Annotated in this window: 24 protein-coding genes and 2 tRNA genes; 20 read left to right on the top strand and 6 right to left on the bottom strand. The window is 66.2% G+C overall.

Annotated features, from left to right (window positions below; genetic code table 11):
• Positions 1-9 precede the first annotated feature (9 nt).
• From rsfS to FBY31_RS04510, 3 genes are all read left to right on the top strand, one after another.
• Complete coding sequence (gene rsfS, locus FBY31_RS04520; protein WP_142037441.1) at positions 10-411, top strand: ribosome silencing factor; 402 nt, start codon at positions 10-12, stop codon at positions 409-411.
• Positions 412-527: 116 nt separating this feature from the next.
• Positions 528-600 (top strand) — tRNA-Ala (locus FBY31_RS04515).
• Positions 601-797: 197 nt separating this feature from the next.
• Positions 798-870, top strand: a tRNA-Ala gene (locus FBY31_RS04510).
• Between the two features lie 424 nt (positions 871-1,294).
• Here FBY31_RS04510 and FBY31_RS04505 read toward each other — a convergent pair.
• The 3 genes from FBY31_RS04505 to FBY31_RS04495 all read right to left on the bottom strand — a co-directional run bounded on the left by FBY31_RS04505 (position 1,295) and on the right by FBY31_RS04495 (position 3,796).
• Positions 1,295-1,876, bottom strand: coding sequence for a dihydrofolate reductase family protein (locus FBY31_RS04505; protein ID WP_142037439.1), 582 nt, complete (start codon positions 1,874-1,876; stop codon positions 1,295-1,297).
• A 65-nt stretch (positions 1,877-1,941) separates the two neighbouring features.
• Positions 1,942-2,253, bottom strand: a complete 312-nt coding sequence (locus FBY31_RS04500) for a helix-turn-helix domain-containing protein (RefSeq protein WP_200833306.1) — start codon at positions 2,251-2,253, stop codon at positions 1,942-1,944.
• Positions 2,254-2,449: 196 nt separating this feature from the next.
• Positions 2,450-3,796 (bottom strand): class I SAM-dependent methyltransferase, encoded by a 1,347-nt coding sequence (locus FBY31_RS04495; protein WP_142037436.1) that lies wholly within the window; start codon positions 3,794-3,796, stop codon positions 2,450-2,452.
• Between the two features lie 67 nt (positions 3,797-3,863).
• Here FBY31_RS04495 and FBY31_RS04490 point away from each other — a divergent pair, with 67 nt between their 5' ends.
• The 6 genes from FBY31_RS04490 to FBY31_RS04465 all read left to right on the top strand — a co-directional run bounded on the left by FBY31_RS04490 (position 3,864) and on the right by FBY31_RS04465 (position 10,781).
• Entirely contained in the window at positions 3,864-4,943 is a 1,080-nt protein-coding gene (locus FBY31_RS04490; protein ID WP_142037434.1) for an FAD-dependent oxidoreductase, read from the top strand.
• 53 nt (positions 4,944-4,996) lie between these two features.
• Positions 4,997-6,148 carry a class I SAM-dependent methyltransferase gene (locus FBY31_RS04485; RefSeq protein WP_235012930.1) on the top strand — a complete coding sequence of 384 codons (1,152 nt, stop codon included), beginning with the start codon at positions 4,997-4,999 and terminating at the stop codon, positions 6,146-6,148.
• Positions 6,149-6,354: 206 nt separating this feature from the next.
• Positions 6,355-7,557: an ROK family protein gene (locus FBY31_RS04480; RefSeq protein ID WP_142045048.1), complete on the top strand. Its 1,203-nt coding sequence runs from the start codon at positions 6,355-6,357 to the stop codon at positions 7,555-7,557.
• Positions 7,558-7,665: 108 nt separating this feature from the next.
• On the top strand, positions 7,666-9,018 hold the full coding sequence (locus FBY31_RS04475) for an extracellular solute-binding protein (RefSeq protein WP_142037431.1): 1,353 nt from the start codon (positions 7,666-7,668) through the stop codon (positions 9,016-9,018).
• Positions 9,019-9,033: 15 nt separating this feature from the next.
• Positions 9,034-9,903 carry a carbohydrate ABC transporter permease gene (locus FBY31_RS04470; protein ID WP_142037428.1) on the top strand — a complete coding sequence of 290 codons (870 nt, stop codon included), beginning with the start codon at positions 9,034-9,036 and terminating at the stop codon, positions 9,901-9,903.
• Positions 9,900-10,781, top strand: a complete 882-nt coding sequence (locus FBY31_RS04465) for a carbohydrate ABC transporter permease (RefSeq protein ID WP_142037426.1) — start codon at positions 9,900-9,902, stop codon at positions 10,779-10,781. The genes FBY31_RS04470 and FBY31_RS04465 overlap by 4 nt, the downstream gene beginning before the upstream one ends.
• A gap of 6 nt (positions 10,782-10,787) precedes the next feature.
• Here the strand turns inward: FBY31_RS04465 and FBY31_RS04460 are convergent, their stop codons facing one another.
• Positions 10,788-10,991: a hypothetical protein gene (locus FBY31_RS04460; protein ID WP_104045183.1), complete on the bottom strand. Its 204-nt coding sequence runs from the start codon at positions 10,989-10,991 to the stop codon at positions 10,788-10,790.
• A 140-nt stretch (positions 10,992-11,131) separates the two neighbouring features.
• Between FBY31_RS04460 and FBY31_RS04455 the strand changes: the two genes are divergently transcribed.
• From FBY31_RS04455 to metE, 8 genes are all read left to right on the top strand, one after another.
• Complete coding sequence (locus tag FBY31_RS04455; protein ID WP_142037423.1) at positions 11,132-12,139, top strand: AAA family ATPase; 1,008 nt, start codon at positions 11,132-11,134, stop codon at positions 12,137-12,139.
• A gap of 7 nt (positions 12,140-12,146) precedes the next feature.
• A complete protein-coding gene (locus FBY31_RS04450; RefSeq protein WP_142037420.1) occupies positions 12,147-13,019 on the top strand; it encodes a DUF58 domain-containing protein in 873 nt (290 codons plus the stop codon).
• Positions 13,009-13,476, top strand: a complete 468-nt coding sequence (locus FBY31_RS04445) for a hypothetical protein (protein ID WP_142037417.1) — start codon at positions 13,009-13,011, stop codon at positions 13,474-13,476. Before FBY31_RS04450 ends, FBY31_RS04445 begins: the two co-directional genes overlap by 11 nt.
• Positions 13,467-14,501 carry a vWA domain-containing protein gene (locus FBY31_RS04440; protein WP_142037414.1) on the top strand — a complete coding sequence of 345 codons (1,035 nt, stop codon included), beginning with the start codon at positions 13,467-13,469 and terminating at the stop codon, positions 14,499-14,501. Before FBY31_RS04445 ends, FBY31_RS04440 begins: the two co-directional genes overlap by 10 nt.
• Positions 14,498-15,547, top strand: coding sequence for a vWA domain-containing protein (locus FBY31_RS04435; protein WP_200833305.1), 1,050 nt, complete (start codon positions 14,498-14,500; stop codon positions 15,545-15,547). The genes FBY31_RS04440 and FBY31_RS04435 overlap by 4 nt, the downstream gene beginning before the upstream one ends.
• Positions 15,544-16,263, top strand: a complete 720-nt coding sequence (locus FBY31_RS04430; RefSeq protein WP_142037409.1) for a hypothetical protein — start codon at positions 15,544-15,546, stop codon at positions 16,261-16,263. The genes FBY31_RS04435 and FBY31_RS04430 overlap by 4 nt, the downstream gene beginning before the upstream one ends.
• A 352-nt stretch (positions 16,264-16,615) precedes the next feature.
• On the top strand, positions 16,616-17,581 hold the full coding sequence (locus FBY31_RS04425) for a methylenetetrahydrofolate reductase (protein WP_142037406.1): 966 nt from the start codon (positions 16,616-16,618) through the stop codon (positions 17,579-17,581).
• An 85-nt stretch (positions 17,582-17,666) separates the two neighbouring features.
• Complete coding sequence (metE, locus tag FBY31_RS04420; protein WP_142037403.1) at positions 17,667-19,997, top strand: 5-methyltetrahydropteroyltriglutamate--homocysteine S-methyltransferase; 2,331 nt, start codon at positions 17,667-17,669, stop codon at positions 19,995-19,997.
• Positions 19,998-20,109: 112 nt separating this feature from the next.
• Here metE and FBY31_RS04415 read toward each other — a convergent pair whose 3' ends face one another.
• Both FBY31_RS04415 and FBY31_RS04410 read right to left on the bottom strand, forming a co-directional pair.
• Positions 20,110-20,616 carry a DUF2004 domain-containing protein gene (locus FBY31_RS04415; RefSeq protein ID WP_142037400.1) on the bottom strand — a complete coding sequence of 169 codons (507 nt, stop codon included), beginning with the start codon at positions 20,614-20,616 and terminating at the stop codon, positions 20,110-20,112.
• A 45-nt stretch (positions 20,617-20,661) separates the two neighbouring features.
• Positions 20,662-21,579 carry a LysR family transcriptional regulator gene (locus FBY31_RS04410; protein ID WP_142037398.1) on the bottom strand — a complete coding sequence of 306 codons (918 nt, stop codon included), beginning with the start codon at positions 21,577-21,579 and terminating at the stop codon, positions 20,662-20,664.
• Between the two features lie 125 nt (positions 21,580-21,704).
• Here FBY31_RS04410 and FBY31_RS04405 point away from each other — a divergent pair, with 125 nt between their 5' ends.
• From FBY31_RS04405 to FBY31_RS04395, 3 genes are read left to right on the top strand one after another with little or no spacing between them, the layout of a single operon-like run.
• Complete coding sequence (locus tag FBY31_RS04405) at positions 21,705-23,105, top strand: NAD(P)/FAD-dependent oxidoreductase (RefSeq protein ID WP_142037395.1); 1,401 nt, start codon at positions 21,705-21,707, stop codon at positions 23,103-23,105.
• Positions 23,102-23,827, top strand: coding sequence for a DUF1365 domain-containing protein (locus FBY31_RS04400; RefSeq protein WP_142037393.1), 726 nt, complete (start codon positions 23,102-23,104; stop codon positions 23,825-23,827). The genes FBY31_RS04405 and FBY31_RS04400 overlap by 4 nt, the downstream gene beginning before the upstream one ends.
• Positions 23,824-25,215, top strand: a complete 1,392-nt coding sequence (locus FBY31_RS04395; protein ID WP_200833304.1) for a class I SAM-dependent methyltransferase — start codon at positions 23,824-23,826, stop codon at positions 25,213-25,215. The genes FBY31_RS04400 and FBY31_RS04395 overlap by 4 nt, the downstream gene beginning before the upstream one ends.
• Positions 25,216-25,218: the final 3 nt, after the last annotated feature.

Genomic DNA, 25,218 nt, shown 5'->3' with positions numbered 1-25,218 from the left:
AGGAGTCCCGTGACTGCATCAGAAGCATCCATCATTACAGCCCGCGCCGCCGCCAAAGCGGCCGCTGACAAGATTGCCCAGGACATCGTGGCCCTGGACGTGAGCGAACGCCTCGCCCTGGCCGACGTTTTCCTCATTGCTTCCGCCCCCAGTGAGCGGCAGGTCAACGCCATCGTCGACGGCATCGAGGAAGAACTCGCCAAGCAGGATCTGCGGCCGGTGCGCCGCGAAGGCCGTTCCGGCGGCCGCTGGGTCCTGCTGGACTACTCGGACATCGTCATCCACGTCCAGCACGAAGAAGACCGTGTCTTCTACGCACTCGAGCGCCTCTGGAAGGACTGCCCGGTGGTGGACCTGCAGCTGGGCGACGACACCTCGGCGAAGGCTGCTGCAGCCTCCGACGCGGAATAACAACAGGGGAACCACGCGGAATATGCCCGATTTGGAATTTTCGGAATTGCTGTTCTAAGATATTTGAGTTGCTCCGGGGAAACCCGGGAGAAAAGCTCGCAGAGCAGCAATAATTCGGGGCTGTGGCGCAGCTGGTAGCGCACCTGCATGGCATGCAGGGGGTCAGGGGTTCGAGTCCCCTCAGCTCCACCGATAATCCGCCGGAATCCATATGATTCCGGCGGATTTTTGTTTTTCGCCTGTGTTGCTGCCTCCCATCCCAAGCCTTAGGACAATGGGATGGTGGCCTCTGGAGCCAGGTCGAATCGCCCCGATTGGCGCACCGAGCGAAAGTGCATTAAGCTGATCAGGTTGCTTCGGCGGGACACCGCAAGGCAGCAAAGTCCGGGGCTGTGGCGCAGCTGGTAGCGCACCTGCATGGCATGCAGGGGGTCAGGGGTTCGAGTCCCCTCAGCTCCACCGGACATCCTCCAGCGAAGAGGAACCAAAAAGGAACCATCCCGCGGGATGGTTCCTTTTTTGGTTATTGCTGCGGCAGCTGTCCCCTTAAGAGCACCAGAGCAAAACCCGCCATCACCTGATGCATCACATCGGTGGACGCTCCATCACTTTTCGGGCTCTGCCGACCGCGAGGTCGGGCTGCTCACCGTCCGCGTCGGGTCGGGGTCGGGCGCCGATGGGCTGCACGTCCGCGGGCCTTGTTGACGCGTGCGACCAGCAACCGGGCAGGATGCTCAACGGGCTCTTAACAGTTGAGGGTGTAATCGCTGGTTGGATGTTGGCTGGCGCATGGGTCCCGGGGCAGCGATGAGCAACCGCAGCCGGAGGCCCGATCTTGTGTCACCGTTCGCAGTGGACTTCTTCGGTTACCCGCTCAGATCGGTCAAGGGCGCACCCGATAGCGCAGGTGAAGCACCCGGTTCCCCTGAATCACCACGTCGGGATCCTCCAACAGGTGCTGGGCGTGGACCGACCCGAAGTAGCGCTTGCCGGACCCGAACACGACGGGTACGACGTCCATGCGCACCTCGTCGACCACGCCCGCGGCAAGCACCTGGCCACCGACGTCACCAGCGGCGACCTCGACGATGCGGTCGCCCGCAAGCTCTTGCGCCTTGGCCATGGCTGCCTCGACGCCGTCGACGAAGTGAAACGGCGCCTCGGGGTCCCAGCCCTCGGGCTTCGGCCGGTGCGTCACGACGACCACGTGGTCGATCCCGCTAGGAGGCTTCCCGTCCCAGCCGTCCGCCATGTCGAAGACGTGGCGGCCGACGAGTGTGACCCCGATCTGGCCCCAGTACGGCCGGGTGTAGTCGTAGGACGTCTGCGACACCTTCAACTCGCCGCTCTCGTCCAACGGGACGTCACCGTTGGACAACCAGTCGAACAGCGGTCCGGGCTGGTCGTGCTCGTCCGCGATGAAGCCGTCCACCGACACCGAGCTGTACATGACCACCTTGCCCACGGGGCTCTCCTCTGCTTTGGGTGCCCCCACACTAGCGTGTCGTGAGCTGTTGCTCTAGTAAGAAATCAATCGGTAAGCAGCGGCCAGCCGCCCAGCGCGTGGCTGGGATGTTCGTGCAGGAACCGCCGCCGGACTTCGACGTACCGGGTCGGGGTGAGCCTTGTGAACGCCCGGAACTCGTGGCCGAAGTGGGCCTGGTCGAAGTAGCCTGCGCCACCGGCGAGGTTGCCCCAGTCGCCCGGCCCGGTGGTGTTGATCGCGAACACGGTGGCGGCGAAGCGGTAGGTGTGGGCCAGCCGCTTCGGCGTGACGCCGATGAGCTCCTTGAACCGCCGTGCCAGATGAGTGCTGCTGACACGGGCGGCGGACTGTCCCACCCCCCACCTCACATAGGAAGAGCCACGTTTCGCATCTCCAGCGGAAACCCTCCTGAACGCTGCCCGCGGCGGCACCGGCGTCGAACTTCAGCAGGAACTGATAGAGCAATGCCCAAAAAGCTGCAGGAGGTGATGGCGCGTTCGGGGGAAGGCTGCAGGAGGTGACGGCGCGTTCCGGGAACGGGCCCACCGGCTCTTACAGCCATGCCGTGCGGCGCAGCGGCGGCGGGTCTCCACCCGGCCGCTGGACCAGGACCTGGTTCACTCCTGTCAGCCCGTTTTCGAACCCCAAAGCACTGGACGCCATATACAGCCGCCACACGCGGGCGCGGCCCAGGCTGGTCAGCTTCACGGCCTCGTCCCAGTGTTCTTCCAGCCTGCTGACCCATGCCCGGAGGGTAAGCGCGTAGTGTCGGCGCAGTGCCTCCACATCCAGGATCTCGAATCCCGCGGACTCCAGGGCGATGGCCATGTCGCCAAGGCTGACCATTTCGCCGTCGGGAAAAACGTATCGGGGGATAAAGGAATCCGGGTCGGGGTCGGTGGGGCCGGCGTTCCACGAAATGGCATGGTTCAGCAGCCGGCCGCCGGGACGCAGCAGCTTGAACAGTGCGGCCGCGTACCGGGGCATCTCCGCCCGGCCCACATGCTCTGACATCCCGATGGAGCTGATGGCATCAAAGGGCCCGTCCTGAATATCCCGGTAATCCTGCACGCGGATGTCCACGCTCTCCGTGAGGCCGGCGTCCGCTGCGCGCTTGCGTGCCAGGATGGCCTGCTCACTGGACAGCGTCACGCCCACCACACTGACGCCGTAGTTGCCGGCGGCATGCAGGGCGAAGCTGCCCCAGCCGCAGCCGACGTCCAACACCCGCATGCCCGGTTTGAGCCCCAGCTTGCGGCACACGAGATCCAGTTTGGCTTCCTGTGCGGCGTCCAAGTCACCGGCCAGGCGGGCACCCGCCGGCTCCTGTTCTTCCGCCGGCTCCGGCGGCCCTGCTTCCGGCAACGCTGCTTCAGGCCATACAGCGCAGGAATACACCATGGACGGACCCAGCACCAGCGAATAAAAGTCGTTGCCCACGTCGTAGTGGTGGGAGATGGCAGCCGAATCACGGCGCCGCGAGTGGACGCGGCCCTTCCTTGCGACTCGCGCTTCCTCGGGCGGGGGAGCAGGGTTCGGGCCAAGCGCTCCCAGCCTTACCGCCGTCCTGAACAGCGTCCAAAGCTCACCCGCTGTGAGCGGCTTGAACGGCCCGGGTTCGGCAAACTTGCCGGCTGAGCTCAGGGCCGTGAAGGCAGCGAAGATGTCCCCGGGAGAATCGATGTCACCCGAGACGTACGCACGGCTGAGGCCGAGCTGGCCGGGAGACCACAGGATCCGCCGCAAAGCCCGGCGTGAACGGAATTCCAGGACAGGCGCCCCGTCCGGTCCCGCCTCGGAACCGTCCCACGCCCGCAGCCTGAGCGGGATTTCCTCGGTGCCCAGCACAATCGCCAGCGCCTTCGCGAGCCGATCTGCATTCCCGTTTCTGATGGCCATGGCGGTCCTCCCTTTGTCCTTGGGCCAACCCTAAGGGAGGGACACACCGCACGACTATCATGGGTGGGTGAATTCTCCCCGTGCCGACGTTGTTGTTATTGGCGCGGGCCAGGCGGGGCTTTCGGCCGCGTACCACCTCCAGCGCCGCGGACTGGATTTCACAGTGCTCGACGCCGAGGAAGGGCCGGGCGGTGCGTGGCGGCACCGGTGGAAGAGCCTCCGGATGGCTACGGTCAACGGCATCAGCGATCTTCCCGGCATTGCCAAGCCCGCCGTGGACCCCAGGGAGCCCAGTTCGGAGTTCCTCACCCGCTATTTCCGCGATTATGAGGAAGAACTGGACCTGTCGGTCCGGCGCCCGGTCAAGGTACGGTCCGTCAGCCGCGAAGATGAGGACCCTGCAGGAAGGCTGCTGGTCAGCACGTCCAGCGGGGAATGGAGCGCCGCCGCGGTGATCAATGCCACCGGCACCTGGACCCGGCCGTTCTGGCCGATCTATCCCGGACAGAACACGTTCCGGGGCAGGCAACTGCACGTGGCCGATTACGTTTCGGCCGAAGAATTTGTGGGCAAACACGTCATTGTGGTCGGGGGCGGGATATCCGCCGTCGGCCTCCTGGACGAAATTTCCCTCGTCACCACCACCAGCTGGTTCACGCGGCGGGAGCCGGTGTGGCGGGACGCCGAGTTTGATGCGAAGGCCGGGCACGACGCCGTGGCACTGGTGGAGGGGCGGGTGCGCCAAGGCCTGGCGCCGCAAAATGTTGTGTCCGTGACGGGCCTGATCTGGACGCCTTCACTCCGGGCGGCGGCAGCACGGGGTGCCCTCAACCGGCAGCCCATGTTCACGTCCATCGAACCCGACGGCGTCTGGCTGGCGGACGGCGGCCACCTGGCAGCAGACGTCATTTTGTGGGCCACCGGTTTTCGGGCGGAACTTGAACACCTCGCCCCGCTGCACCTTCGCGGCCCGGGCGGGGGCATCGTGATGGACGGAACGCAGGTGGCCGGCGAGCCGCGCGTCCACCTGGTGGGCTACGGCCCGTCGTCGTCCACCATCGGCGCTAACCGCGCCGGACGCGCCGCTGTGGCCGCAATCTTGAAACTGCCCGGGATCCGCCCGGCCGGAACGGTAAATTGGGGCTGACCGTCTGGAGCCCGGACGGAGTTTCGCAAACAGGAGAAGGCGGCAGGAACCAGGTGGCAGTAAAGAGTCTTGAGGACGTCCTCCCGATGCTCCGGCGGCGGCCGGACGTGGAAGCACCCAACCTGCAGGCCTGGGATGCAACGGACCGCCTGCTGCTGGACACCGCGGCCGAACGGATGCTGCCGGGAAGCAGCTTGACGGTCATTGGTGACCGCTACGGCGCCCTGACCCTTGGCGCGCTGGCGGTGCTCAGTCCCGGGACGCTGAGGGTGCACCAGGACCTCATCACCGGTGAGCAGGCGCTGCGCCTGAACGCTGCCGAGGTGCTTGGCGCTAATGCCGCGGAAGCCGGCTTCACCCAGTTTCCCCTCGGCCCGGAACTGCTCGAGGGCGCGGGTATGGTCCTGCTGCAACTGCCCAAGACCCTTGCGGAGCTGGACCAGATCGCGGCGGCGGTGGCGCGGCACGCCGCGCCGGACGTGGTGCTCCTGGCCGGCGGCCGGGTGAAGCACATGTCCCTGGGGATGAACGCGGTCCTGGAACGCCACTTCAGCTCCGTCACACCCCAGCTCGCCAGGCAGAAATCGCGCGTGATCGTGGCCGCTGGTCCGCGCGGGAACGACCGGCCGGAGCGCTTTCCCGTCGTCGAACACCTCGCCGAAATCGATCTCAACGTTGCTGCCCACGGGGCCGTGTTCGCCGGCCCGCGGCTGGACATCGGCACCCGGTTCCTGCTGACGTTCCTGCCCTCCATGCGCACCGCACAGCACGCCGTGGACCTTGGCTGCGGCACCGGCATCCTTGCCGCCATGTATGCCCGGCAGCACCCAGGCTCAACTGTCACTGCCACCGACCAGTCAGCCGCAGCGGTGGCCTCCGCACTGGCAACGGCCGCCGCCAACGGACTGGCCGGGCAGGTCCGCGTCCTGCAGGACGATGCCATGGCCACGCTGGCGGACGGCAGCGCAGACCTGATCCTCTTGAATCCGCCGTTCCACGTGGGTGCCGGTGTCCATGCCGGAGCGGGCCTGAAGCTCATCGAAGCAGCAGGCCGGGTACTGGCCCCCCGCGGTGAACTGTGGACCGTGTTCAACCGGCACCTGGCCTACCTCCCGGCCCTCGAACGCCACGTCGGCCCCACTGTCGTGAAGGGCCAGAATCCCAAATTCACGGTGACCCTGAGCACCCGCCGCGGGCCGCTCTGACCCTTGCGGCGGCAGCGAACCGCCCCACGTCACCGCCCCGCCCGCCCGCCGCAGAAGGCGCCGCCGCGCCGTCGGCCGTTCCTATGGGTCTGTGCCGGTACGTAACGTACGATTCAGACATCAGTATGTTTGTGCCGAAGACGAAGGGGACGTTCGTGACTGAGATCCGTCAATCCTCACCGAGGCGCGGCACGAACCTGCCCCGGATGGGCGACTTCAACCTGACGGTGATCCTCGACGCCGTCCGCCGGGCCTCCGGCGGCCTGAGCAGGGTGGAACTGGCACAGATCGTGGGGCTCTCGCCGCAGACCATCTCGAACATTTCCCGACGCCTCCTGGACCAGAACCTCATAGTCGAGGCCGGCAAGGAAGGCAGCGGCCCCGGCAAGCCCCGCACCATCCTCCGCCTTAATCCTCGCGGGATGTTCGCCGTCGGCGTCCACCTGGACCCCGCCGTGACGACATTCGTGGTCCTGGACCTGGTGGGCGCGGTGGTGCAGCACTCCCGCATCAAGACACCCGGCGGCAACGATCCCTCGGCGGTTATTTCCACCATTGCCGCCGAGATCGCCCAACTGGTGGAAGACTCCGGGGTGGACAGGGACAGGATCGCAGGCCTTGGCGTGGCGGCCCCGGGCCCCATCGACCTGGACAACGGCACAGTGGTTGACCCGCCGCTCCTTCCCGGCTGGGACCGGGTGGAACTGCGCAACGCGCTGTCCGAGGCCACCGGATACTCCGTCCTGATGGACAAGGACGTCACCAGCGCGGCTGTGGCGGAAACCTGGGCTGGCGGTCCGAGCGGAGCTGGCAGCTTCATTTTTATGTACATGGGCACCGGCATCGGCTGCGGGATCGTGCTCAACGACGAGGTGGTGCGGGGCACATCAGGCAATGCAGGCGAGATCGGACACATCGTGGTGGATCCGGACGGCCCGCCGTGCGACTGCGGCCTGCGCGGCTGCGTCAAATCCTCCTGCATCCCGCAGGTCCTGGTGGCCGAGGCCGAGGCCGCCGGCATCCTGGATGGCTCCCGGTCCGGCAACAGCGGCGCCGAGGTACAGCAAAGTTTCGCCCGGCTGTGCGAACTCGCGGACGCCGGTGACGAACAGGCGCTGGCCATTATCGACAAGTCCGCGGTACTGGTGGCCCGCGCGGTGTCGGTGGTCACCAATGCCCTTGACGTTGAACGGGTGGTTTTCGGCGGGCCGTTCTGGAGTGGCCTGGCCGAACGCTACCTCGAGAAAGTGCCGCCGCTGCTGGACGCCAACAGCGCTGCGCGGCTGATCCATCCCATCGAGGTGGTGGGCACCGGGGTGGGCGAGGACGTGGGCGCCATTGGCGCGGCCTCCCTGGTCCTGGAACACACCCTGGCACCGCGTGCCCAGAGGCTGCTCCTGGAAAGCTGAGGGAGTCCTCCCCTTGTCGGGGGCGGGACATCCATCTAGCATTTGCGTATTGCCGCGGCTGGGGCCCGCTGACAACGGGGTCCGCAGCCTTCGATCGAATGGAGCACCATGCGTCGCCCGGCCCTGAAGAGTATGTCCCTGATCGCTTCCGCACTGTTCATCCTCACGGCGTGCACCCCGGCGTCTCCCGAGGACAGCTCCAAGACCCTGAAAGTGGTCTATCAGAAGACCGATTCCTTCACCGCGCTGGAGACGATGTTCCAGGCTGCCAAGCAGGAGTTTGAGGCGGCCAACCAGGGAGTCACCGTTGAGCTGCAGCCCATCCAGGGCAACGACGACGACTACGGCACCAAGCTGGCCCTTGCCCTGAGATCGCCGTCCACAGCGCCGGACATCTTCTACGAGGACACCTTCAAAGTCCGCTCCGACGTCGACGCCGGCTACCTGCTGAAGCTGGACAGCCACCTGGAGGGCTGGGCGGACTGGGAAAAGTTCGACGACGGTGCCAAGGCAGCAGGGCGCGCGGACGACGGCGGAACGTACGCAGTGCCGCTGGGCACCGACACCCGGGCCATCTGGTACAACAAAAAGGTCTTCGAAGCCGCCGGGATCAGTCTCCCCTGGGAGCCGCGGAACTGGCAGGACATCCTGGATACGGCCCGGAAGATCAAGGCGGACAATCCATCGGTGATCCCCTTCAACATGTACGCCGGAAAGGGCACCGGCGAAGGAACCGTGATGCAGGGTTTCTATGAGCTCCTCTACGGCACCGGATCCACCCTCTACGACGAGGAGTCAAAAAAGTGGGTGGTGGGTTCTGCAGGTTTCAAGGATTCGCTGGGCTTCCTCGAAACCCTCTATGACGAGGGACTGGCAGTGACGCCTGCCGAGGCGCTGGATGCGAACGTCTGGAAAAAGGTTTTCGGCGAGTGGTTCCCCACCGGAAAACTGGGTGCCACCGTGGAGGGTTCCTACGCGCCGTCGTTCTGGCAGGAGGGCGGCAGCTACGAATGGCCCGGCTACGCGCAGGACATGGCCGTTGCCGCGTTCCCCACGCAGGACGGCGGCAGCCCCGGTGCCGTGAGCATGTCCGGAGGCTGGACGCTTGCCATCGGAGCCGGGACAAAGGAGCCGGACCTCGCCTTCAAATTCCTCAACTCGGCACTGAACCGGGACAATTCCCTGAAGTTCACGCTCGAAAGTTCCCAGATCGCGGTCAGAAGCGACGTCGCGGAGGACTCCGGCTACCAGGCAGCCAACCCGTTCGTGAAGGACGTCTCGGGACTCGTCTCGGTCACCCGCTACCGCCCGGCCACATCCGACTACCCGCGCATCTCAGCGGCCGTCCAGGAGGCAACGGAGGCGGTGATCACCGGCGCCAAGTCGCCGGAACAGGCGGCAGCGGATTATGACGCAGCCGTGGTGGAGATCGTGGGCGGCGACAAGACCGTCCGGAAGTAAGCGGTGCCGGCCCGAATGGGGGAACGTGGGCTGCTGCGCTACCTGCCCGTCCTGCCTGCCCTCCTGCTGCTGCTTGTTTTCCTTGCAGGTCCCGTGTTCTGGGCTTTTCAGGCGTCCTTCACCAATACCGGGCTAACGGGCAGGAACGCCCGCAACCCGGAGTGGGTGGGGCTGGAAAACTACCAGCGGCTGCTGCTGGACCCGGTATTTCCCCTCTCGTTGGGGCTGACCGTGTTGTTCGTGGCGGGCTCTGCTGTCCTGGGCCAGAACCTGCTGGGGCTGGCCCTCGCCGTGTTGATGCGGCGCGCGCGCCGGGCTGTGTCTTCGCTGGTGGGCACCGCAGTGGTGGCGGCCTGGGTGCTTCCCGAGATAGTGGCGGCCTTTGCCGCGTACGCCTACTTCAGCAGGGACGGGACGCTGAACCAGTTGCTGGGCGGCCTGGGGATGACCCAGCCGGACTGGCTTTATTCCTGGCCGATGGCGGCGGTGGTACTGGCAAACGTCTGGCGGGGCACGGCCTTTTCCATGCTGGTGTACCGCGCGGCCCTGAACGATATCCCGGTTGAAGTGGCCGAAGCGGCCCAGATGGACGGTGCGGGCGGCTGGCAGCGGCTGGCCTTCATCACGCTGCCCATGATCCGCGGGAGCATCGCCACCAACCTGATGCTCATTACGCTGCAGACGCTCGCCGTTTTCACCCTGGTCTGGGTGATGACGGCAGGCGGACCGGCCAACGCCAGCACCACCCTCCCGGTCCTGGCCTACCAGGAGGCCTTCAAGTTCGGTGACATCGGGTACGGGACCGCGGTGGCTTCGGTGCTGCTCCTGATCGGAGCGGTGTTCGGTGTTGGCTACATCCGGCTGCTGAGGGAGGGGAAGCGTTGACGGCACCGGCAAGGGCGTCCAGGGCGGCGCCCTCCGAGGGGGCCGCCGGTCCGGGCAGGCCGGGGCACCGCCGCAGCGGTCCTGCCGACGTGGCGCTGCTGGTCCTGTGCGCCTGTTTTGTGCTGCCGCTGCTCTGGCTCGTCCTGGCCTCCTTCGACGCCGAGGCAGGCCACGAAACAAGGGTTCCAGGCGCCGTCACCCTCGACAATTTCGCCGCCGTGATGACACCCGCGCTGCTGCTGCAGCCGCTGTGGAACAGCCTGCTCCTCTCGGCCGGGACGGCTGCTGTCACGCTTGTGGCGGCCGTGTTCGCCGCGTACCCGCTGTCCCGCTACCGGTCCCGGTTCAACACACCGTTTATGTACGCTGTGCTCCTCGGCACGTGCCTTCCCATCACGGCCATCATGGTGCCGGTCTACGGACTCTTCGTCCAGCTGGAACTGCTGGATTCGATGCCGGCCACCGTCCTGTTTATGGCCGCCACCGCCCTGCCCATGGCGATCTGGATGACGAGGAACTTTATGGACGCCGTGCCGGTGTCCCTGGAGGAAGCGGCGTGGGTGGACGGCGCGTCCAGGATGGCGGCGCTGCGCACCATCGTCCTGCCGCTGATGCGCCAGGGGCTCGGTGTCGTGTTCATTTTTGTGTTCATCCAGGCCTGGGGAAACTTTTTCGTCCCGTTCGTGCTGCTCCTGTCCGAGGCGAAGCAGCCGGCGGCGGTGTCCATCTTCAGCTTCTTTGGACAGCACGGGGCAGTTGCCTACGGCCAGCTGGCCGCGTTCTCCATCCTGTACTCCCTGCCGGTGCTGGCCCTGTATGCCATCGTGGCCAAGGGGGCCGGCAGCTCATTCGCCTTGTCGGGCGCGGTCAGGGGCTGAGGCCTCCTAGTCGATATCCTCGAGGACAACACCGTACGGGATGCTGTCGTCCAGGTGTGCCTGGTGGCCGGTGGAGCCGGGGTTGTAAACAACCCGGACTCCGTGGAGCTTGTCCGCGGCTGACTGCTGCAGGACAGGCTTGACGGTGCTGATGAACATCTCGCTTTTGTCGGCGAGAAACTCCTTGTAACTGGCTGGAAGCTCGCTCATGTCAAAAGGATAGACCTGAGGAGCCGCGGTGGGGAGGGGTGCCCATTGCCGGAACCGGCGGGCCGGGCTTGGATAGGATGGCGAACGGGGTGCGGTCCGGCCGGAACGCCTGCCCAACACAGCTACCAGGGGGAATTGCAGTGCTTCAGACCAGCTCTTCGGCAAGGATCGAACCGGCGGAGCTGGCACGGGCGCAGCAGGTTGCGGCCAACATTTCCAGGAGCTTCGACGCGAAGATGGTGGGACAGTCCCGGCTGCGGGAATCGCTGCTGGTGGGCCTGCTCACCGGCGGCCATATCCTGCTGGAGAGCGTTCCTGGCCTGGCCAAAACAACGGCTGCCCATACGGTCGCCGAAGCCATCAGCGCCGAGTTCCGCCGGATCCAGTGCACCCCGGACCTGCTGCCCAGCGACATTGTAGGGACGCAGATCTACGATGCCGCCAAGGGAACCTTCGTCACGCAGTTGGGCCCGGTCCACGCCAACATCGTGCTCCTGGACGAGATCAACCGCTCCAGCGCCAAGACCCAGAGCGCCATGCTGGAGGCGATGCAGGAACGGCAGACGTCCATTGGCGGCCAGGAGTACCGGCTGCCGTCCCCGTTCCTGGTCCTGGCCACCCAGAACCCCATTGAGCAGGAGGGCACCTATCAGCTCCCGGAAGCCCAGATGGACCGCTTTATGCTCAAGGACGTCCTCGACTATCCCTCGCCGGCAGAGGAGGCCGAGATCATCCGCCGGATTGACACCGGGGTTTTCACCGACGGGCAGAAACCGGCGGCTGCGGCGTCCCTGGACGCGGTGGCCCGGGTCCAGGACGTGGTGAAGCGGATCTACATTGATCCTTCGGTGATCAATTACATCGTGGGGCTGGCCTACGTCACCCGGAACGCGCAGCAGTACATCGACCCGCGGCTTGCCGGCTTTATCGAGTTCGGTGCCAGTCCGCGGGCCAGCATCGCCTTCAGCCAGGCAGCCCGCGCAGTGGCCCTGCTGCAGGGCCGGGACCATGTGATCCCGGAGGATGTGAAGTCGCTCGCCCACCGGGTCCTGCGGCACCGCCTCATCCTGAATTTTGAGGCCGTGGCTGAACAGGTGCCGGTGGAAACGGTGATTGACGCCGTGGTCGCCGCAGTCCAGACACCCTGAGGCCGGGATGACCAGCCTCCTCCACCGGGTGAAGTCGAAGGTGGCCATCTTCGCGCACCGCAAGGTCCAGGGCATGCTCGACGGCGAATACGGTTCCGTGTTCCGCGGACGCAGCCTGGACTTTGATGACCTCCGCGCCTATGTGCCGGGCGACGAGGTCCGCGACATCGACTGGAAGGCGACGGCGCGCCACGGCTCGCCGCTGATCAGGAGGTACGTGGCCGTCCGGCGGCAGACAGTCCTGCTCATCACGGACACCGGGCGCAATATGGTGGCCGAAGCAGCGGGCGGCGAGACCAAAAAGGATATTGCCATCATGGCGCTGGGGATGGTGGGGTACCTGGCCCACCGCCACGGCGACGTGGTGGGCCTGGTGTGTGGTGATGCCCGCGGGACCAGATCGCTTCCGGCCAAAGGCGGCGAGGCGCACCTGGAACGGCTTCTGCGCCATGTGGATGCCAATGCCACTGTGGATTCCGCTGCCAGCCGGCTTGAGGACCAGCTTGATCATGTGGCCCGCACCGTGAAGGGCAGGTTCCTGCTGTTCGTCGTGGCGGACGAGATAGCGGCCACCCCTTCGCTGGCCCGGTTGCTCCGCCGGCTTCGGGCGCAGCACGAGATCCTCTGGCTCACTGTCCGCGATGCGGAACTGGCCACGGCAGGGGATTGGTACAGCGTGCACGATTCCACGCCACTGATAGGGCACCTGGCCGGGTCTCCGGGAGTAGCCACAGCGTATGCCCGGTCCGTGAAGGACAGGGACGCCGGCCGGCAGGACATGCTGCGCCAGGCAGGAATCACGGAGGGCTCGGTTGCCGGCAGCCAGGACGTGGTGACCGAACTGTTCGCACTCCTGGAAAGGCACCGGCGTGCAGGCTGACCCCGAATTTCTTGGACCGCTGCAATACAGCCCGCTGTGGACGTGGGCAGGCGCGATTCTGTTGCTGCTGGTGGCTGCCTGGTACACGTTTGTCTTTGCCAGCACCAGGCGCCCCCGGCCGGGGTCCGCTTCCTTCCCGGCACCGCTCACCGACCTGCCCGCACTCCAGTCGGCCTACCTCCAGCGGATCGATGACGTGGAGCAGGAGGCAGCCGCCGGGAACATCAGCGCCCGTGCGGCCCATCAGGAGATCAGCCTCCTGTTCCGCCGCTTCGTCCGCGACGCCACCGGGGTGGACGCGCCGAGGATGACGCATGCCGACCTCACGAGGCACCCCCTGCCCAGGGCCGCGGAGGCTGTTGGCGCGCTGTACCCCGGCGAGTTCGGGTCCGAACCGCTGCCCGCCGTCGCAGCCTCTGCCGCCACGGCACGCGAGGCGGTGCGCTCATGGAGCTGATGTTCTGGTGGCTGGTTCCCTTGGGTGCCGTCGGGGCCGGCCTCGCGGCATGGGCGGCACTGCGTCCGGACAGGAATGCCAACGCACGACGCCGGCCGGCAGCCCACGCGGAAAGGCTTACCTCGCTGCCTGAGTACCAGGCAGCGCTGCGTCGGCACCGCCGCTGGCTGGCAGTAGCAGCAAGCGCCTGCGGCGCCTTGCTGGCGTCAACGCTGCTGGCCGCAGCGCGGCCGGTGGACCTTGGCACCATCCGGCCGGAGCAGCACAACCGCGACATTGTCCTCTGCCTGGATGCATCCGGATCCATGAGCAGCGCAGACGCGGAGGTGGTGGAGGTGTTCGCCCGGCTGGCCCAAGACTTCAAGGGTGAACGGATCGGCCTCACCATCTTTGACAGCACAGCCATCCAGGTCTTCCCCCTCACGGACGACTATGGGTACGCCCGGGAACAGTTGAAGCTGGCACGCGACGCCTTCAACGGGAAACCCGGCACGTCCGGCTTCCTCGACGGCACCTGGAGCGGGCGCGGCTCATCGTTGATCGGGGACGGCCTGGCCTCCTGCGTCACCAGCTTCCCGCCGGGTCGGGATCAGGAAGGCAGCGACCAAGGAAGCGCGGCGGACCAGGCAGGCCGTCAGCCACAGCGCTCGCGGTCGGTGGTCCTTGCCACGGACAACTTTGTGTCCGGAGATCCAATTTTGACGCTCCCGGAGGCTGCCGGAATGGCGAAGGAGCGGGGCGTGCGTGTTTATGCCCTGAATCCTGGAGACCTGGATTACGGCAGCGATGCCGGCCAGCCCGGGGCGCAACTGAGGGCAGCCGCCGAGCTGGGCGGCGGAGCCTACTACGCCCTGGACAGCGCGGAGGCGGTGCCCGGGATTGTGCGTGCGGTGCAGGAAACGGAAGCATCCGCCCTCCAGGGCGCGCGGCGCGCTGTGGTCACCGAGCGGCCTGACCTGCCGCTTGCCTTCGCGTTGTTATCCGGACTTGTCCTTGCTGTGGCGTCGTGGCGGCTCCGGCCATGACGCTGCAGCCGATCCTGCCGTGGTGGCTCCTCCTGCCCGTCATCGCCGCCGCACTGGTGTTCCTGGGCCGGCGGATGATTCTCGGCCGGCGAAGGCCGGCCGGCCGGACGGAGGTCCGCCGCAGCGTGCTGGTGCTGCTCCTCTTGGCGGCAGCACTCCGGCCCGGGCTGCCGGGCGGCTCCGCCCAGGCGGCCACCGCGGACCTCAACGTTTTCTTTGTGGTGGACACCACCAGCAGCATGGTGGCCGAGGACTACGGACAAGGCGCCCCACGGCTTGACGGCGTCCGCCAGGACATCATGGCGGTCGCCCAGGAACTGCCCGGTGCACGTTTTTCCGTCATCACCTTCGACACCGAAGCGCACGTCCGGATGCCCCTGACCACCGACACCTCCGCACTGGAAACCATCACTTCCATCCTCCAGCCGCAAGTCACCGCCTATGCCAGGGGCAGCAGCATCACCGCTGCCCGCGAGGTGCTGGCTGAACGCCTGGCCGCCGCCAAAGACAGTCATCCGGGCCGGCCCCGGCTGATCTTCTACCTGGGTGACGGCGAGCAAACCAGCGGGAAGGAACCAGCGCCCCTGAAGCTTGACGACGGATTGGTGGCCGGGGGAGCGGTGCTGGGCTACGGAACCGCCGGCGGTGGACGCATGAAGGAGAACACCGGGCTGGAGTCCGACGGCGATGCCCCCTACATCCAGGACACCAGCGGGGGTTCCGCGAGGGATGCAATGTCCGTCATTGATGAGGGCAGGCTCCGGGAGATTGCGGGCCAACTCGGCCTGCCCTATGTGCACCGGTCTGCGGGGGACGCCGTCCCTGCCATGCTGCAGCAGGCGCGCCCCGGCGCACTGGATCGCACAGCAGAAGACGGTACCCTCGGGGGCAGAACCGAGTTCTACTGGCTCCTCGCCGCCGGTGCCTTCGTTCTCGGCCTGGCCGAGATCCTGACGATCATTCGGCAGTTGCGTCAACTGCGGCCCGCCGCCGGCGGGTCACAGCGGGAGGCACGCGACAACCAGGCAAAGGAGATGGTGCGATGAGGCGCCGCCTGCTGGTGTGGTCGGCCTTGCCCGCCTTGCTGGTGCTGTGCCTTGCGGCCAAGCTGCTCAGCCTGGACCCACTTGCGGGGCACGCCGCCAGGGCCTTCGACGCGAAGGATGCCGCCGCCGTCGAGTTCGCGGCAGACGCGCTGCAGGCCGGGAACATCGTGGAGCCGCACAAGGCTCCCTTCGCCGTCGGGGACGCGCAGGCGCTCACCGGCAACTTTGCCGCTGCCCGGCTGCGCTTCGAGGAAGCCCTGGAACTTGTCCCGGGCGGCTCCGCTGGCTTACAGGATGCGTGCATCATCCGGCTTAACCTGGTCCTGGCCATTGAGCGGCTCGGCGACGCCAAGCTCCGTTCGGAGGATCCTGCGTCTGCTGCTGCCCTGTTTACCGAAGCGCTGGAGGCCGCCGGCGCGGCTCCGGGCGGTTGCTTTTCCGAGCGCCCCGCTGCTGCAGCCGGCGGGAAGCTGAGCGAGGCTGAAGGGCGCCTGAACGGGAAACTCGCGGCGGCCACGGGTTCCGCCGGGGAACAGGCAGACGCGGCGGAGGAGAATGTACCGGCGGAGCCCGAAGCCGATTCCCCGAGCCTGAACCAGTTGGAACAGTTGGAGGAAAGTGGACGGGAGTCCCAGCGCGAGCGTAACAATGGCCGGGAACGGGCGGACTACCTTGAGGACACCGGAGCCGCTCCCGGTCCTGAGCGTCCCTGGTGACTTGGGGTGTTGGGCAACTTTAAGGGGCCGGGCAGCGAAGATTATTGCGCTGTGTGGCGAAACAAGGCGTAAGACTGCGTCTTAATTCGGGGCGCAACTTGAATGCTCCTCCAGGCGCTCCTAGAGTTCTATACAAGTTACCGCGGTAACGTGTCAGCGATCCTCCGTTGCGGAGGGTGTGGGTGCCCCCATGTGGGCCTGACATTTGCTCACGGACAACTTCATTTCAGGCGTAACAGTCGCGGCTGCGTCCTTGTGGAGTTCTTTCGTGTTCCCCAAACTCAATTCATTGCCGGCTTCCCGTCCATTTCCTGGCAGGGGAGCCTCCAATGGCCCAAAGCCAAGGATGCAAATGTCGCCACCCAGCCTTATTGACACACACCCGAACCTCTCCGACGCCGCCCCGGTGGCGCTGTCCTATGAGCTGTTCCCGCCCCGTTCGCCGGCAGCTGCGGAAACGCTCTGGACCACCATCCGCGAACTGGAAACCACGGAGCCCGACTACGTCTCCGTCACCTATGGTGCCAGCGGCTCCAACCGGGACACCGCCGTCGAACTCATCAACCGGCTCCTGCTCGAAACCACCCTCCGGCCGCTGGCCCACCTGACCTGCGTTGGCAACACGCCCCAGGAACTGGCGGGGATCATCGGTGAACTGCTGGACACCGGTGTGCGCGGCATCCTGGCGCTGCGGGGCGATCTTCCCAAGGACGGCGGCGAACCTGTTTCCGGGGCCCTCCGGTACGCCCAGGACCTGATCGAACTCATCCGCCGGGTGGAGCAGCGCCGTTCGGCGCTGCTGTGCGCGGGCAAGATTGCGGTTGGCGTGGCGGCGTACCCCACCCGTCATCCCGAATCGCCGAGCGAGGAGCACGATGTCGAGGTGCTGCTCGCCAAGCAGCGGTCCGGCGCGGACTTCGCCATCACGCAGGTGTTTTTCCACAGCGGGCAATACGCGGATCTCCTCGCCAGGGCACGCCGTGCCGGGGTCACCATCCCCATCATTCCCGGCGTTATGCCGCTCACCAGCCTCCGCCGGCTCAACCGGCTGGGCGAACTGGCGGGAGTGGAGCCCGCTCCCGAACTGATGGAACGCCTGGCCGGCGCGGACAACGACATCGAACGCCTCCATATCGGCGTCGATGCCACCGTGGACCTGGCCAACGCAGCCCTTGATGCCGGCGCGCCCGGTATCCACCTCTACACCTTCAACGAGCACCAGAGCGCGCTGGAGGTGCTGGACAAGCTGGCACTTCCGCGGCACTCCCGTTCAGGCATCCGGCGCGATGCCCTCGTCCGGCGCCAGCTCGCCAGCTGAACATTCCGCCAAACACGCGCGCAGCTATAGACCCCGGCTTTAGAGCCCCCACTTTCAGACCCAGCTCCTATCAGAGGAATTTGCCATGTCTAAAAACAACACGCCATTCCCGTCCGCCTCACTCCTGGGCTACCCCCGCATCGGCCGCCGGCGCGAGCTTAAGAAGGCCGTCGAGGCCTACTGGGCCGGCAAGATCGACGCCGCCGCACTGGACGCAGCCGCGAGGGACATCCAGCTCACCATCGCCAAGCGCCTGCAGGAGCTCGGCCTGACCGAAGCCGCTGCCGTGCCTGGCACCTTCTCCTACTACGACCAGGTCCTGGACACCACCGCGCACCTCGGCGCAGTACCGGCCCGCTTCGGCCAGCTCCTCAACGCGGAGGGACAGCTCGACGTCGACGGCTACTTCACGCTGGCCCGCGGCAACAAGGAACAGCAGCCGCTGGAAATGACCAAGTGGTTCGACACCAACTACCACTACCTGGTGCCGGAAATCGGCCCGGAGACCGAGTTCACCCTCGCGTCCACCGCCAAGGTCGACGAGTTCGCCTTCGCCCTGGCCAACGGCATCGAGACCCGCCCCTACCTCGTTGGCCCGGTCACCTACCTGCTGCTCTCCAAGGCCTCCGACGACGCCCCCGCCGGCTTCGCCCCGCTGTCCCGCCTCGAGGACATCCTGCCCGTCTACGTCCAGCTCCTCGAGAAGCTCGCCGCCGCCGGAGCCAGCTGGGTCCAGCTCGACGAGCCGGCACTTGTGGTTGACCAGGACACCCCGGCCGCCGAAATCGAAGCAGCCGTTGCCCGCGCCTATGAGGTCCTTACCGCTGCGGCAAGCCGCCCGCAGATCCTCGTCTCCACCCCGTACGGCTCGCTCGACGCCCAGCTCGGCACCCTCGCCGCCACCAACATCGACGCCCTGCACATCGACGTCTTCAAGGGCGCCGTTCCGTCCCCAGCCGCCCTGGCGGGCCTGGGCAACAAAACCCTGGTTGCCGGCGTCGTGGACGGCCACAACATCTGGCGCAACGACCTCGCCGCTTCCGCTGCGAAGCTGGACGCATCGAAGGCAGCCGCCGGCAAGCTCGCGGTCTCCACCTCCACCTCCACCCAGCACGTTCCGCACGACGTTGCCGAGGAGACGCAGCTTTCCGAGCAGCTCCGCAGCTGGCTCGCGTTCTCGGACCAGAAGGCCGTTGAGGTCACCACCCTCGCGTCCTACCTGGCCGATCCTGCTGCCGCCAAGGCTGCCATCGAGGAAGCAACAGCAGTGATCGCCTCACGCGCCACCGCAGAAGGCGTCCGCCGTTCAGACGTCCGGGCCCGCACCGAAGCCCTGACCGCCGCCGACTTCTCCCGTTCCGAGTACTCTGTCCGCGAAGCTGCCCAGGAAGAGGCGCTGCACCTCCCGCCGCTGCCCACCACCACCATCGGTTCCTTCCCGCAGACCTCGGAGATCCGTTCGGCCCGCGCCCGCAACAACAAGGGCGATCTCACCAACGAGCAGTACGAAAAGCTCATGAAGGACGAGATCAAGCGCGTTGTGGACCTGCAGGAAGAGCTGGGCTACGACGTCCTGGTCCACGGCGAGCCCGAGCGCAACGACATGGTGCAGTACTTCGCCGAGAACCTCGAAGGCTTCGACGTCACCGACCACGGCTGGGTCCAGTCTTATGGTTCGCGCTGCACGCGTCCGTCCATCCTGTGGGGCGACGTGACGCGCAGCGCTCCCATCACGGTGGAGTGGGCCAGGTACGCGCAGTCGCTGACCAGCAAGCCGATGAAGGGCATGCTCACCGGTCCGGTCACCATCCTGGCTTGGTCTTTCGTCCGCGACGACCAGCCGCTGGGCGAGACCGCCAACCAGGTTGGCCTGGCCCTGCGCGACGAGATCGCCGACCTCGAAGCCGCCGGCATCAAGGTCATCCAGGTTGACGAGCCCGCGCTGCGCGAACTCCTCCCGCTGCGCAAGGCCGATCACGCCGACTACCTGAAGTGGTCCGTGGACTCCTTCCGCCTGGCCACCGCCGGTGCTGCCGACGCAACCCAGATCCACACCCACCTCTGCTACTCCGAGTTCGGTGTGATCATCGACGCCATCGATGGCCTGGACGCCGACGTGACCTCCATCGAGGCTGCCCGGTCCCGCATGGAGGTTGTGCACGACCTCGAGTCCCATGGCTTCGGCCGCGGCGTTGGTCCGGGTGTCTACGACATCCACTCGCCGCGCGTTCCCGGCACCGGGGAAGTCACTGAACTGCTCAGCACCGCCGTGAAGCACGTTCCGTCCCGCCAGCTCTGGGTCAACCCGGACTGCGGCCTCAAGACCCGCGGTTACACCGAGACCGAGGAATCACTGCGGAACCTGGTCGAGGCCACCAAGGCCGTCCGCGCCGGCCTGCTGGAAGCTGCCAAGTAAAACAACGGCAAGGGTTTCGACAGGCTCAACCACCGGTGGTTGAGCCTGTCGAAACCAGGAACGGTGGTTGAGCGTCTGCTCAGCCACCGTTTTGGTTTAAATGAATCCCGCGTCAGGACTCCCAGACGATCTCGTCGTCCACCACGCCGTCCTCGTCGGCCGAGGCCACCAGGACTTCATCGGTGAAATGCTCGCCCAGGGTGAAGTCCAGGACGAAGTAGCGCTCGGGCTGGCCGGGATAGATGCCAACGTGGCCGAGCTTGAGTGCTTTGAGGAACACTTCGTTGGTGAGTTGACTGCGGTGCTCCACACCAAAAACTTTATGCAGGTGCTCATCCTTGAGCGCATTGCAGTGGAAATGCAGGTATTCCTGCGGGCTGGTGCCTTCCTGGTCCAGCTCCTCCGCAATCATGTCCCGCACCTCGTCCACCAGTTCAGGCAGGAACCGCAAACGGTAATCCACCTTGCGCAGTGCTGCCTCGTCGAAGTGGTCGTGCGCGGTGATGTTCAGGTCGAGTTCCAGCGGATGGCCCCGCAGCTCATGCTTGACGGCGATGTTGTGGTCCCCGCCGTGATTGAGCTCGATCTCTCCAAAGTGCTGGCTCGCTACCTTGTTCATAGTTTCAACATAGTCCCGAACAGCGGTGCATTCCAGCGTTCAGGCCTAATTCACCGCCCTGCGCATCCCGGCGAAGGTTTCGGCCAGCAGGTCGACGAACAGCTGTACCCGGGCAGTTTTCCTGTCGTTGATGAGCAGCGCGAAAACGTTGCGGGCCAGCCGGATTTCCGGGACATCCAGCACCACCACGCCGGCGGGCTTGTTCCGCAGCGCAAGCTCGGGGACCAGTGCTGCGCCCAGCCCGGCCGCCGCCATTTCCAGGCTTGCATGGAAGTCGTCACTGTGGGCCACTACCCGGGGGTGCAGGTTGCAGCCGGCAAAAAGCCGTTCGATGACCATGGCGTCGCTGGTGCCCGGGTGGTGCATGATCCAGGGCATTTCGGACAGGTGGTCGGCTGCCACTTTTGCGTCGGCCCGGAACCCCCAGCCAGCGGGCAGCACCACGCGGAAGTCGTCGTCGCCGATCCATTGCCTGTTGATCGTGTTGGGCCAAGCGAAGCCGGTCTGGCCTACCTGGAAAACCACTGCCAGGTCCAGGTCCCCACCGGTGCGCAGCCCCTGGATGGTCTGGCCGGGTTCAGCGACGGAGACCTTCAGGTCGATCCCCAGGTTCTTCCACGTCGGATTCTTCAGAATTCGCGGCAGGACAAAGGTGGCGAGGCTGGGGAAGATTCCCAGGCGCAGTTCCTGGTGGGCCGAATCCTGGGTTTTGGAGGCGGCGGCCATCAGCGCCTCGATGTCCGTGAGCACCTTCGCGGCGTGCCGGGTCATCACGACGGCGGCTTCCGTGGGCACCACGCTGCGTGCCGAGCGCTGGAAGAGGACCACGCCGGTGTCACGTTCCAGCGCGGACATCTGTTGGGAGACTGCCGAGGCGGTGTAGCCAAGCGTTGCCGCGGCGGCCGCGAACGAGCCCAGCCGCGTGACCTCCAGGAGGGTCTTCAGGTGTACCGGATTTACCACCAGCCCACAGTACTCTGCCGTCTCCTGGCGAAGAAGCGTCAACGCATACCCATCCGTTGCCCCGGGCGCTGCGAATTGCCCCCTGTATACCCATCACTGGCAAATGTTCAGCAGAGGAGCATAAATTGTCACCTGACCCAGCAGTAAGCGGCGGCGGACGACGGCGGGTGGCCGTCATCGGCAGCGGCGTCGCGGGCCTCACGGCCGCCTATGTCCTCAACCGGCAGGACGACGTGACCCTTTTCGAGGCGGATTCGCGGCTGGGCGGGCACGCCCACACCCATGACATGCCGCAACCGGACGGCTCGGTGCTGGGTGTGGACACCGGCTTCATCGTCCATAACGAGCGGACCTACCCGACGCTGCTGCGGCTTTTTGCCGAGCTGGGGGTGGAAACGCAGGCCTCCGAAATGAGCATGTCCATCCGCTGCGACGGCTGCGGCCTGGAATACGCCGGCGCCCGCGACGGTGCCCGCGGAATCATCGCCCGCCCCTCCAGCCTGCTGCGGGGCCGCTATCTCCTGATGCTGCTGGAGGTCACCCGCTTCTACCGGAAAGCCCGCGCACTGCTGAACATGGCCCCCGTTTCCGCGGCCAGCCCGGACGGGGCAGTTCCCGAGGTGACCCTGGGTGAGTTCCTTCAGCGTGAAAACTTCAGCCCCTACTTCGTCTCCCACTTTATGACCCCTGTGGTGAGCGCCGTCTGGTCCTGCGACCCCACCACGGCCTTGGCCTACCCCGCCCGCTACCTCTTCACGTTCCTTGGCCACCACGGATTGCTGGACGTTAAGGGTTCTCCGCAGTGGCGGACGGTGACCGGCGGCTCCGCACGGTACGTGGAGAAGCTGGCGGCCACCCTGCCGGATGTCCGGCTCAACACCCCTGTCATCGGCATCCGCCGGAACGTACTGGGGATCGAACTGGTGACGGAAGCGGGCGTGGAGGATTTCGAGGCCGTTGTCATTGCCACCCATCCGGCCCAGGCGCTCGGATTCCTGGCCGATGCCACGCCGGATGAAAAGGAGGCACTCGGCGGGATGCCGTATTCCGTCAACCACACCGTGTTCCACCGCGATCCTGCCGTCCTGCCCACCGCTGACAACGCCAAGGCATCCTGGAACTACCGGCTTCCGTCCTGTGAAGCCCGTCCGGACAAGGTCCTGGTCAGCTACGACCTGACCCGCCTGCAGCGGTTGAGCCCTGTGGACGGCAAGCGCTACCTGGTGAGCCTGGGGGAGTCCGGACTCATCTCCGATGACGCAGTGCTGGAGCGGATGGTCTACGAGCACCCCCAGTACACACCGGAATCGGTGCGGGCCCAGCAGGCAATCGCCGCACTCAGCGACTCCCGTATCGCCTATGCGGGTGCCTACCTGGGCTGGGGGTTCCATGAAGATGGCGCACTTTCGGGCGTCCGTGCCGCCGAGAAGCTTGGCCGGCAATGGGCTCCCGTCCTGCCCATTGACGGGCCCGGCTTATCCGAGGACGGAGAGCGGGAGCTTGCCGCCGCCGCGGATCCTTCATGAGTGCCACCATTTACCGCACCTCGATTTCCCACGTGCGGCACACCCCCTTGAAGAACTCGTTCACGTACCGCAGCTACAGCTGGTTCCTCGACGTTGATGAGCTCCCGCGGCTCCCGTTCCTGCTGCGGCCATTGGCCGTGTTCCGGGCCGGGGACCATCTGGGCGATCCGGACGCAACCATCCGCAGCAACGTGGAGCGGTACCTGCGCACGCAGGGGATAGAGCCCGACGGCGGCCCTATCCACATGCTGACCAGCGCCAGGGTCTTCGGTTATGTTTTCAATCCGCTCACTTTGTTCTGGTGCCACCGGGCGGACGGCGGACTGGGGTCCGTGGTTGCCGAAGTCCACAACACTTACGGCGAGCGGCACTGCTACCTCCTCAGGACGGACCCGTCCGGGCGTGCCTCCGTTCCCAAGGCGTTCTACGTTTCACCCTTCAACGACGTGGACGGGCAATACCGGATGAAGCTGCCTGCACCGGGGGAGCGGCTGGCCGTGTCCATCGTCCTGGAGCGCGAAGGCCACCGGCCGTTCATCGCGACCGTGGACGGCAAGCGGCGGCCCGCCACCCTGCGGAACATCCTGGCTGCGGCGTTCACAGTTCCGGCCGCGCCGCTGCTGGTGTCCGCCCTCATCCGGATACAGGGCATTACCCTCTGGGCAAGGCGCCTGCCCGTCATCGCCCGGCCACACCACCCCTCACAGGAGGCAGTTCAATGACACTGATTGATCACAACGAAACGGCTGCAGCTCCTGTCAGGGAACACAACGCTGGAGGCAAGGTTTCGGACCACGCCCCACCGCACTATGCCGCAGCCTGGACGGCGACGGGAGTGCCGGCGTCGCCCGCCACCATCGACGCCGACGTATGGCCGGAAGTTGCGCAGCCGCCGTCGGGCGCCAAAGCTGTTGTGGCAGGCAAGGCCGCAGGCCTCCTCTTCAAGGGGGCCGTAAAGCGACTGCCCCTGCGCGTTGAGTACCCGGACGGCATAGTCCTGGGCAACGGCGGGCCTGACGCCCCGGTGATGGTGATGGTCCGGCCCCAGGCGTTCGAAGCCCGGATCGGTGACAACGGCCTGATCGGGCTGGGGGAGTCCTTCATGGCGGGGGACTGGGAAGCGAGCAACCTGGCCGGCGTCCTCGAAGTATTTGCCGCCTCGGTGGACACGCTGATCCCCGCGCCGCTGCAGAAACTGCGGGCCCTGTACCTGCCGCGCACGCCCCGGCAGGAAAGGAACGCCGAGGCGAACACGCGGAGCAACATCTCGCGGCACTACGACCTCTCCAACAGCCTGTTCTCGAACTTTCTCGACTCCACGATGAGCTACTCGTCGGCCCTGTTTCCGGCTGAGGCAGGACAGCTGGGGTCCGTGGGGTGGGAGGCGCTGGCGGCGGCGCAGCGGGCAAAAATCGACAGGCTGCTGGACAAGGCCGGTGTGGGTGAAGGCACCCGGCTGCTGGAAATCGGCACCGGCTGGGGTGAGCTGGCACTGAGGGCAGCAGCGCGCGGGGCGACTGTCTACAGTGTCACCCTCTCCAGCGAGCAGCAGGCACTCGCGCAGGAGCGGATCGCTGCGGCGGGTTACGCCGACCGGGTGACGGTGGCGCTCCAGGACTATCGCGCGGTGGAAGGCGAGTACGACGCTGTGGTGTCCGTAGAGATGGTCGAGGCCGTCGGCTACGAATACTGGCCCATCTACTTCCAGACCATCGACCGTGTCCTGGCGCCCGGCGGGAAGGTGGCCATCCAGGCGATCACCATGCCACACGGCCGGATGCTGGCCACCCGGAACGCCTACACCTGGGTGCACAAGTACATCTTCCCCGGCGGCTTCCTGCCCTCCGTCCGGGCCATCGAGAGCGTCACCCAGCAGCACACCACGTTGCGCGTGCGCGAGCGGACGGGCATGGGGGACCACTACGCGGCCACCCTGCGGCTGTGGGAGGAACGGTTCCTTGCGCGCTCGCAGGCGGTGGGGGAGCTGGGCTTTGATGCGGTGTTCCAGCGGATGTGGCTGTTCTACCTCTGCTACTCCCGGGCCGGCTTCCAGTCGGGCTACCTGGATGTGCAGCAGGTGGTGCTGGACCGCCGGGAGGTCCAGCTCTAGGAT

It is taken from the genome of Arthrobacter sp. SLBN-100, from assembly GCF_006715305.1.
In the GTDB taxonomy this organism is placed as follows: Bacteria; Actinomycetota; Actinomycetes; order Actinomycetales; family Micrococcaceae; genus Arthrobacter.
The sequence above is the reverse complement of the archived record's forward strand: the minus strand, read 5'-3'. Positions and strand labels throughout refer to the sequence as shown.

Excerpts from the sequence above, each read along its gene's own strand:
- FBY31_RS04470 (WP_142037428.1), top strand. The coding sequence starts at position 9,034 with ATGGGGGAACGTGGGCTGCTGCGCTACCTGCCCGTCCTGCCTGCCCTC.
- FBY31_RS04415 (WP_142037400.1), bottom strand. The coding sequence starts at position 20,616 with ATGAACAAGGTAGCGAGCCAGCACTTTGGAGAGATCGAGCTCAATCAC.
- FBY31_RS04475 (WP_142037431.1), top strand. The coding sequence starts at position 7,666 with ATGCGTCGCCCGGCCCTGAAGAGTATGTCCCTGATCGCTTCCGCACTG.
- FBY31_RS04435 (WP_200833305.1), top strand. The coding sequence starts at position 14,498 with ATGACGCTGCAGCCGATCCTGCCGTGGTGGCTCCTCCTGCCCGTCATC.
- FBY31_RS04480 (WP_142045048.1), top strand. The coding sequence starts at position 6,355 with ATGGGCGACTTCAACCTGACGGTGATCCTCGACGCCGTCCGCCGGGCC.
- FBY31_RS04430 (WP_142037409.1), top strand. The coding sequence starts at position 15,544 with ATGAGGCGCCGCCTGCTGGTGTGGTCGGCCTTGCCCGCCTTGCTGGTG.
- FBY31_RS04450 (WP_142037420.1), top strand. The coding sequence starts at position 12,147 with ATGACCAGCCTCCTCCACCGGGTGAAGTCGAAGGTGGCCATCTTCGCG.
- FBY31_RS04395 (WP_200833304.1), top strand. The coding sequence starts at position 23,824 with ATGACACTGATTGATCACAACGAAACGGCTGCAGCTCCTGTCAGGGAA.
- FBY31_RS04425 (WP_142037406.1), top strand. The coding sequence starts at position 16,616 with ATGTCGCCACCCAGCCTTATTGACACACACCCGAACCTCTCCGACGCC.
- FBY31_RS04440 (WP_142037414.1), top strand. The coding sequence starts at position 13,467 with ATGGAGCTGATGTTCTGGTGGCTGGTTCCCTTGGGTGCCGTCGGGGCC.
- FBY31_RS04495 (WP_142037436.1), bottom strand. The coding sequence starts at position 3,796 with ATGGCCATCAGAAACGGGAATGCAGATCGGCTCGCGAAGGCGCTGGCG.
- FBY31_RS04400 (WP_142037393.1), top strand. The coding sequence starts at position 23,102 with ATGAGTGCCACCATTTACCGCACCTCGATTTCCCACGTGCGGCACACC.
- FBY31_RS04460 (WP_104045183.1), bottom strand. The coding sequence starts at position 10,991 with ATGAGCGAGCTTCCAGCCAGTTACAAGGAGTTTCTCGCCGACAAAAGC.
- metE (WP_142037403.1), top strand. The coding sequence starts at position 17,667 with ATGTCTAAAAACAACACGCCATTCCCGTCCGCCTCACTCCTGGGCTAC.